An 8,330-nucleotide genomic window follows, 5' to 3' on the forward strand; every position below is an offset into this window, starting at 1 on the left:
TGTGAGCGGGTCAGCTAAGAAGGAGCTGTACCGTGGCGAGGGAGCTTGCTCCCGCTGGACTGCGCAGCAGTCCCATTTCTGAGGCCGCTCAGCGGGAGCAAGCTCCCTCGCCACCGTGATCGATCAAGGGGATATGGGGTCGCTGGCCGGGAAGGTTTCTTCGATTGCCCCGTCGAGCTGGCCGTCGCTGATCGCCCGGTCCTGTACCTGCACGTTTGACTCACAATGGCATTCTTCGGCGGCTTCGACGAACGCGGTCAGGGCGGCGAAATAGTCCAAGGGTGGCCTCAAGGGCAGGGCGGGCTGAGGTGCAGGTTGTTGATGTTTGCCCCGTGCTGTCAACCTGGACAAAAGCTATGACTGTGAGCGGGTCAGCTAAGAAGGAGCTGTACCGTGGCGAGGGAGCTTGCTCCCGCTGGACTGCGCAGCAGTCCCATTTCTGAGGCCGCTCAGCGGGAGCAAGCTCCCTCGCACCGTGGTTGATCAAGGCGATATGGGGTCGCTGGCCGGGAAGGTTTCTTCGATTGCCTCGTCGAGCTGGCTGTCGCTGATCGCCCGGTCCTGCACCTGCACGTTTGACTCGCAATGGCATTCGGCGCTGGGGCACGCCTGGCCTCGCGGATGCAGGTCGGCGCAGGCCTGGCTGCAGTACGCTTTACCGTTGCGTTGATGGAGAGCGGCCTGGCTAACCTGGCAACTGCAGCCTGGACAGGCGCATGGCAAATCCGTGGTGGTGTGGTTCATGAGTCCTCCTGATGTCAGTCATGATTGAAGAGTCCACACTGGGTTTGAACCGCGAAAAGCCACGAGTTTTCAAAAAAACGCGGTGTGGGCGATGAGCGGTGATGTGCGTCTGGCGAGGCAAAAAAACGAACCCTGCGCAATGTCGGCCGTCTATGGTGATAACAGCATCTCACCGGCATGAGGAGGTTTGCAGATGAACGATTACCCGGTAGGCGACACCGATTCAGACGCGCGCAACCGCTCCATCGGCAATGCCATAGGCCTGGCGGCAGATGAGGTCGAGCTGTGGGTGGCTTCGGTGGAAGAGGACGGCAGCGGCATGGGCTATGTGCTGACGTTTTCTGCGGACACGCCCAGCGAAATCCTCGCCAAGGTCGAGGGGCTGGGCGCTGATCGCACCATCAACATCGGTCCGATCGACTGAGTCACGCAAGGCCACGGCCGTTCAGGGCTGCTGATAATGCCCCGGAATGTCATGGCCTTCGTCAGCCGGCTTGGTGCGTTTTTGCACCTGGACATCACTCAACCGCGCATCCTTGAGTTCGGCGAAGCGTTGCCTGAGCAGGGATTCGGCCAGTTGCGGGTCCAGATCCCCCTCGTACTCGAGGGCGCGACTCTGGGGCTGGTTGTCGAGGATGAAACTGACGAGGTAGTGCGGTTTCTCGAACATGGACGCTTCTCCATTACGTTTGACCAGTGATACCCGAGTAGGGCCTGTTCGTTTGATGACGGCTGTATGCGGTGATTCAAAAAATTAAACCTGTGTCACAGCACAGCGCGCCGTTGCTGGAACGCGGCACGGCTTTCGCGAAATAAAGTGCTTGAAAGTGCCAGCCTGGCTAATTGAGCCCTCGGTCGGCAAAGATGGCGACAAGCCAGTCCGTGAAAGCACGCACTTTGGGCGAACGGTATTTGCGCTCAGTGAGCAGCAGCGAGACAGGTTTGGGGAGGGTGTGTAGTTTCGGCAAAATCTCAACCAGTTCGCCCGACTCGATATGAGGCTGCAGCGAGGGACGCAAGCCTTGCAGGATACCCAGCCCCGCCAAGCCACAGCAGAGGAAGGCCTCCGAGTCATCTACAACGATGCCGCTTGTTAACGTCACCGACAGACTTTCACCCTCGATTTGAAATTTCCAGGGCATGATTTGCCGACGATGATCAATCAGAAAGTTAACCGCGAGGTGATCAGACAAAGCTTCAAAGGTTGTGGGAGTACCGTAACGCTCCAGATAGGCGGGAGCGGCGCAGGTGACCATGGGCACGGTGCCGATTCTTTTGGCGATCAGGCTGGACGAGTCAAGTTCTCCTAGCCGTACGGCACAGTCTATGCCCTCCGCGATCAAATCAACCTGGTGATCCGAAGACCCGAGTATCAACTCGATTTCTGGATAGAGAACCCGGAACTTTGGAAGGGAAGGGATGATGAACGCCTTGGCGAGCGTCACCGGAACGTCCACCCTGAGCTTTCCCCGGGCAGGTCGATCCGGTGAGAACCACGCCAAGGTATCAGCCAGATCTGCCAGCAGTTGCTTGCATCGACCGTAGAACTCATCACCTTCCGGCGTCACATGAATCTTGCGCGTCGTGCGATGCAAAAGCTGGACGTTGAGTTCCTGTTCCAGATTCTGAATCGCTTTGGAGAGCGCGGGCCGATGAAGCCTCAGCGACTCGGCAGCGCGGGTGTAGCTGCCTTGCTCAACCACGGCCACGTAGATTTCCATCGCCTCGATCATGTTCATTGTCAGGCCCTTGTTTAAGCCGTTACGGGAGTGGGCTCGATTGTAATTGGATTGATAACAATCTTGTGCTTCAAGGGCTGTTTATCCAGCGCCGCAGGAAAGAAACAATGCTTCCAGCTCGGGCACAGCTGAATTTTTCGGCGCGCCCACTTTGCTTGGAGTAAGAATATGAAAGCTTGGCTGCTGCAGGATTTTGGTCTTGAAAACCTGACACAGGGCGAGATCCAAACGCCCACCCCCGGAGCCGGAGAGCTGCTGGTCAGGATCGGCGCGGTCTCCCTGAACTTCCGCGACAAGGCGATCGTTGACGGCATCTATGAGCCGCACATGGTTCCCAAGCCACTGATCCCTGTCAGCGACGCGGCGGGAACCGTCGTGGCCGTGGGCGAGGGCGTAAGCCGATTCGCAGTAGGCGACCGTGTCAACTCGCACCTGTACTCGCGCTGGATTGACGGCATGCCTGCCCACGACGAACCAGACTATTGCTTCGGCTCACCACTGCCGGGTGGCCTGGCTGAATTCATGATCATTCATGAAGACAGCGCAGTGCGTGCGCCGGCTGACATGAGTGACGAAGAGGCCTCGACTCTTCCCATCGCGGCCTTGACCGCATGGTACTCGCTGGTGGATTTCGGCCGGATTGAAGCTGGCCAGACTGTACTGGTGCAAGGCACCGGAGGCGTGTCTATCTTTGCCGCGCAAATCGCTATGGCCCTGGGTGCCAAGGTCATCGTCACCTCCAGCCGTGATAAAAACCTCGATGCAGTCATCAAGCTCGGCGCGATCGCCGGCGTCAACTACCGCAAAACGCCTGACTGGGCGGCTGAAGTATTGCAACTCACCGACGGTATTGGCGTGGACCTGCTTCTGGAAGTCGCTGGCGGCGAAGGCATCAACGATTCTGTCCAGGCAACCAAAGTGGGCGGCCGCATTGCACAGATTGGCTTCCTGACCGGGCAAACGGCTAACCTGAACTTGATGCCGCTGATCTTCCGCCAAACGACCATCCGTGGCATTGCGGTGGCCCCACGCTCGTCATTCGATCGGATGAATGCGTTCCTCGACACTCATCACATCCGTCCGGTGATCGATCACGTCTATCCCTTCGAACAGGCGCGTGAGGCCTACGAGCACCTGGCACGTGGCCCATTTGGCAAGGTCGTCATCAAGATCAGTTAGGGCCGCGAGGGTGCATCATTGATCCTGATCATGTGCCCTTGCCGGCCCGCCCTATAACCTTGGGCCTCCATCGAAGACCAGGGACGGTTCAACGGACCTCCCTGGTCGCACCTCTCAGGGAAGAGTCAGCCATGCGATCAGTCAAGATCCTTTTATTATCATCGGCATTCAACGGTTTGACGCAACGGGCCTGGCTGGATTTACGCCAGGCGGGTCATGACCCCAGCGTTGTCGTGTTCACGGATGAAACCACGGTGTGCCGGCAGATCGAAGCGTCAGGCGCGGACCTGGTGATTTGCCCGTTTTTGAAGGACCGTGTGCCACAGCGACTGTGGAGCCACCCGCAGCGCCCGGTGGTGATCATCCATCCGGGCATTGTCGGCGACCGGGGCGCCAGTGCGCTGGACTGGGCTATCACACGGCAGGTCGGCCGCTGGGGCGTCACGGCGCTGCAGGCAGTCGAGGAAATGGATGCCGGGCCGATCTGGTCGACCTGTGAATTCGACATGCCCGCCGATGTACGCAAATCCGAGTTGTACAACGGCCCGGTGAGTGACGCCGCGATTGTGTGCATCCGCGACGTGGTGGAAAAATTCGCCAAAGGTTTCGTCCCGATACCGCTCGACTACACGAAGCCCAGCGTTACGGGGCGTCTGCAGCCGAACATGAGTCAAGCTGACCGCGCCTTCAGTTGGTTCGATTGCGCAGCCTTCATCAAGCGCGGCATCGACGCCGCCGATGGCCAGCCCGGTGTGTTGGCCAGTCTCCGGGGCGGGCAGTATTACCTGTATGACGCGCACCTGGATTCACGCCAGGGGACGCCGGGGGAAATCCTTGCGGTACAGGATGACGCCGTGCTGGTTGCTACCGGGGATCACAGCCTCTGGATCGGCGCGCTCAAGCGCAAGGCCCAGTCAGGGGAGGAGACCTTCAAGCGGCCGGCGCGGCATGTTCTGGCCGAGGGCCTGGCCGGCGTTCCAGTGCTCGACAGCTCCATCGCCCGCCAGGCGTTCAATCCGCAGGCCTATCAACCGATTCGCTACCGGGAGTTCGATCACGTCGGCGAACTGACGTTTGAGTTCTACAACGGAGCCATGAGCACTGAGCAATGCCACCGGCTGGCGGCTGCGTTGCGCTGGGCCAAAGGGCGAGACACCCAGGTGTTGTTGATCAAGGGCGGTCGCGGCAGCTTTTCCAATGGGGTGCACCTTAACGTCATCCAGGCTGCCGAGGTGCCGGGGCTGGAAGCCTGGGCCAACATTCAAGCCATCGACGATGTCTGCCAGGAGCTTCTGACGGCCAGGCAACTGGTGATCAGTGGCCTCACCGGCAGTGCGGGCGCAGGCGGTGTAATGCTCGCGCTGGCCGCCGATATCGTATTGGCACGCGAAGGCGTCGTCCTGAACCCCCATTACAAAAGCATGGGGCTGTATGGTTCCGAATACTGGACCTACAGCCTGCCACGGGCCGTCGGCGGTGAAGTCGCGCACAGGCTCACCGAAGAATGCCTGCCTATCAGTGCGCTCCAGGCTCGGCAATACGGAATGGTCCAGGACATCGGCCCACGTTGCCCACACGCGTTCGGCCTATGGCTTTTGCAACAAGCCAGCAACGCGCTGACCGATGAGCGATATCTGCACGCACGCACACGTAAAGCCGCGCTGGATATGAAACAGGTTGAACGCTGTCGCGTACAGGAGCTGGCACAGATGCAGTTGGACATGGTGCAAAACCGCCAGCAGTTTGCGCAAAAGTGCCGCAACTTCGTACTCAAACGCAAAACCTGCCAGACCCCGCAGCGTCTGATCACGGCATGGGCGTTGAGGTTCGAGACGCCGTTGCCTGAAGTCCGCATGCCGAACCTGTGATTGCTCCTGATCGGCGGCAACGCAGGGAGTGGTGTGAATCCGAAAGAGCTGCCGCGTCTGCAACAAGCGTCTGTCAAAGCATCTGGTCGCTTTAACGATTGGCTTCGGCCAAGCCGTGCTCAATGAAACGCACCGAACTCTCCAGCGCCTGCCGCCCTTGCGGCAGAATGGCCGCGTAGAAATGCCAGGCGTGGAACATTGCGGGCCATACTTCCAGGTTGACCCGAACGCGGTTATCCGCCAAGTGCGTGGCCAGGCGCATGGCATCACTCAACATCAGCTCGTTCTCGCCGATCTGCACCAGAATCGGCGGCAGTCCAGTGACGTCCGCGAATACCGGGGAGGCCAGAGGATGGCTGGCCAGGGTGTCGCCCAGGAACGTCCTGGCCAAAATATCCAACACGGCCTTGGAGTTCAGTGGGTCCAGGCCCTCGCGGTTACTCATGGATGCACCGGTGTGTTCCAGGTTTGCCCAGGGTGAAATGGACGAGCCCACGGCCGGCAAGGGAAGGCCTTTGGATTTTGCCGCGACCATCACGCTGACCACCATCGCGCCGCCCGCTGATTCGCCGACGAATGCGATCCTGTTGGCCGGCATGTTCTGCTCGAGCAACCATGCATAGGCGCACAGTGTGTCGTCAATCGGCGCCGGGAAAGGGTGCTCAGGGGCGAGGCGGTAGTCCGGCATGTACACGCGTGCGCCGAGCATGTTCGCGTAGTTGCCGCCAATGCCGTGATAGCCATCAGGACGCCCGACGATATAGGCACCGCCGTGGATGTACATCACCACCGCATCGGTCTTGATCTGCGCCGGCGTGACCAGCGTGCCTGGCACGCCGCCCATGTCGACGGCTTGGAAGGTAACGCCGGCCGGCGCGGGGTTTTGCGCGAGCATCGTGGCGTAGGCGTCGCGGATGTCACTCATTTTCGTGCGGGTATCGATGCCCTTGAGCACGGGAATCAGGTCGCTCAGGCTGTTGGCCCAGGTTTGGACGGCTGTTTGTACTTCAGTGTTCATAGTGGCCTCAATGGATGGCTGGATAAGCTAGTCGCAATGCTATGCTTGATATTGGGGAACAGGGTTCCCCATACCAGGCGCCAAAACACCCCAACGCTGAGACCCAGAGCCATGGAACTGCACAACCTGAACGATATCGCGGCCTTCGTCAGCTCGGTCAAAGCCGGGAGCTTTACCGCGGCGGCAAAGCAGCTCGGCCTGACGCGCTCGGCCGTGGGCAAGTCGATTGTCAGGCTTGAGGCGCGCTTGCAGGTACGCCTGCTCAATCGCACCACGCGCAGCCTGAGCATGACCGATGACGGCCAGGTGCTCTATGAGCGTTGCGTGGGCATTCTTGAGGACCTTGACGAGGTGGAGGATGCGCTGGCGTTTCGTCGCTCGACCCCCAGTGGCCGCCTGCGTATCAGCCTGCCGGTTGCGTTAGGCCGGCTCCATGTACTGCAACACATCGAGAGTTACCTGAAGGAATGGCCGGCCCTGAGCGTGGATATCACCTTTTCCGACCGGCTGGTCGACCTGATCGATGAGGGCTTTGACCTGGCCATGCGTATCGGGCCACCCAAGGAAGATTCGCGCCTGCTCACGCGCACCGTGGCCCATCAGCAGATGATTACTTGCGCTTCGCCCAAGTACCTGGCCGAGCACCCCGGGCCTGAAACCCCGGACGATCTGCTCAAGCACCCGTGTCTGCATTTTGTCAGCGGGGGCAGGCTGCTGCCCTGGAATTTTCACGTCAACGGCCGCTCGGTGCCGGTGATTCATGGCGGAAGGCTACAGATGGACAGCGCCGAGTCCTTGCACCAGTCAGCGGTCGCCGGCCTGGGGGTCACGACCCTGCCTTCCTATGTGGTGAGCGAAGATTTGCGCAACGGCAAACTCGTCCAACTGCTCGCGGCGTATGCAGAGGCCGCAGAACCTATCCGGGTGATCTACCCGAGCAAACGGCACCTTTCGCCAAAAATCCGTTTGTTTATCGACAAGCTCGTGGCGGCATGGTCGCCGTGCCCGCCCTGGGAGCAGTGCAAATGAGTCGCCCGCTGTTCGTTTCGCTGGACGGGCCCAAGGGCACCGGCAAAACCACGCTGCTGGAGGCCGTGACGGCAGCACTGAGGGCGGAGCATAAAAAGGTGATTCGGCTCTGTGAGAAAAACAACGATCCCCACAGAGGCGAGACAATGGGGTTGGTCAACCAGCTCGTCAGACATCCCAGCCCGGCACTGGAATGGGCGGTGTGTGAGCGGTTCGCAGATAGCCGTGGCTGGATTTCGAGGCACGTACTGCCTGAACAGCCCTCCGACAGCATCATCCTGATTGACCGATGGTATCCGTCTGACGCGGCTTTTCGCCGGCTGATTCCCTTTGCGCAGATTCTGCAACTGAACATCGACCGTCACGTGCAGGTGCCGGACCTGCATGTCGGGGTTGTCACCGACCCGCAAACCTCATGGGCGAGGGCAGCGGCACGCCGGCGCGGGCTGAACAGTACGGTACTGCACACGCTGGAAGAACACGCCGCCTGCACCCATGCGTTCGAACGAGCGGTTGCCGATCACGGTTGGCTCTTATGCCGCAATGAAGGACCGATTGAGGAAGCGACGAGGCAGTTGGTTTGCGCGATAGAGGGCGTGCTGAGTAGGCGCTAGTCTGAACTGGCCTAATGATTTTGGACACTTCATTCGGGCGCTATGATAGCGCCCAAATTTGAGGTGTTTGGATATGCGTAAATCTTATTCGAGTGAGTTCAAGCTTAAGGCCGCCAGCATGGTGTTGGATGAAGGTCAG

10 protein-coding genes are annotated in these 8,330 nt (G+C 59.8%); 5 read left to right on the forward strand and 5 right to left on the reverse strand.

The features are described from left to right. Positions 1-123: 123 nt before the first annotated feature. Both Q1V60_RS08650 and Q1V60_RS08655 read right to left on the reverse strand, forming a co-directional pair. Positions 124-279, reverse strand: coding sequence for a hypothetical protein (locus tag Q1V60_RS08650; protein WP_300629299.1), 156 nt, complete (start codon positions 277-279; stop codon positions 124-126). A 204-nt stretch (positions 280-483) separates the two neighbouring features. Continuing rightward, positions 484-744 (reverse strand): metallothionein, encoded by a 261-nt coding sequence (locus Q1V60_RS08655; RefSeq protein ID WP_300629301.1) that lies wholly within the window; start codon positions 742-744, stop codon positions 484-486. Positions 745-937: 193 nt separating this feature from the next. On the opposite strand from Q1V60_RS08655, the gene Q1V60_RS08660 reads away from it, so the two are divergent. Further along, positions 938-1,168, forward strand: a complete 231-nt coding sequence (locus tag Q1V60_RS08660; RefSeq protein ID WP_300629303.1) for a DUF317 domain-containing protein — start codon at positions 938-940, stop codon at positions 1,166-1,168. 21 nt (positions 1,169-1,189) lie between these two features. Here Q1V60_RS08660 and Q1V60_RS08665 read toward each other — a convergent pair whose 3' ends face one another. Next, positions 1,190-1,414 carry a hypothetical protein gene (locus Q1V60_RS08665; RefSeq protein WP_300629305.1) on the reverse strand — a complete coding sequence of 75 codons (225 nt, stop codon included), beginning with the start codon at positions 1,412-1,414 and terminating at the stop codon, positions 1,190-1,192. 169 nt (positions 1,415-1,583) lie between these two features. Next, a complete protein-coding gene (locus Q1V60_RS08670) occupies positions 1,584-2,483 on the reverse strand; it encodes a LysR family transcriptional regulator (RefSeq protein WP_300629307.1) in 900 nt (299 codons plus the stop codon). 168 nt (positions 2,484-2,651) lie between these two features. On the opposite strand from Q1V60_RS08670, the gene Q1V60_RS08675 reads away from it, so the two are divergent. Both Q1V60_RS08675 and Q1V60_RS08680 read left to right on the forward strand, forming a co-directional pair. Then, on the forward strand, positions 2,652-3,662 hold the full coding sequence (locus Q1V60_RS08675; protein WP_300629308.1) for an NAD(P)-dependent alcohol dehydrogenase: 1,011 nt from the start codon (positions 2,652-2,654) through the stop codon (positions 3,660-3,662). Between the two features lie 131 nt (positions 3,663-3,793). Continuing rightward, the gene (locus tag Q1V60_RS08680) at positions 3,794-5,530 is read left to right on the forward strand and encodes a hydrogenase maturation protein (protein ID WP_300629309.1); all 1,737 of its coding nucleotides are present in this window, start codon (positions 3,794-3,796) and stop codon (positions 5,528-5,530) included. A gap of 91 nt (positions 5,531-5,621) precedes the next feature. Here the strand turns inward: Q1V60_RS08680 and Q1V60_RS08685 are convergent, their stop codons facing one another. After that, complete coding sequence (locus tag Q1V60_RS08685) at positions 5,622-6,548, reverse strand: alpha/beta hydrolase (RefSeq protein ID WP_300629310.1); 927 nt, start codon at positions 6,546-6,548, stop codon at positions 5,622-5,624. A 111-nt stretch (positions 6,549-6,659) separates the two neighbouring features. Between Q1V60_RS08685 and Q1V60_RS08690 the strand changes: the two genes are divergently transcribed. Then, positions 6,660-7,577, forward strand: coding sequence for a LysR family transcriptional regulator (locus Q1V60_RS08690; protein WP_300629312.1), 918 nt, complete (start codon positions 6,660-6,662; stop codon positions 7,575-7,577). Next, a complete protein-coding gene (locus tag Q1V60_RS08695; protein ID WP_300629315.1) occupies positions 7,574-8,191 on the forward strand; it encodes a dTMP kinase in 618 nt (205 codons plus the stop codon). The genes Q1V60_RS08690 and Q1V60_RS08695 overlap by 4 nt, the downstream gene beginning before the upstream one ends. Positions 8,192-8,330: the final 139 nt, after the last annotated feature.

The sequence above is a fragment of the Pseudomonas sp. genome, from assembly GCF_030147005.1.
Classification (GTDB): Bacteria; Pseudomonadota; Gammaproteobacteria; order Pseudomonadales; family Pseudomonadaceae; genus Aquipseudomonas.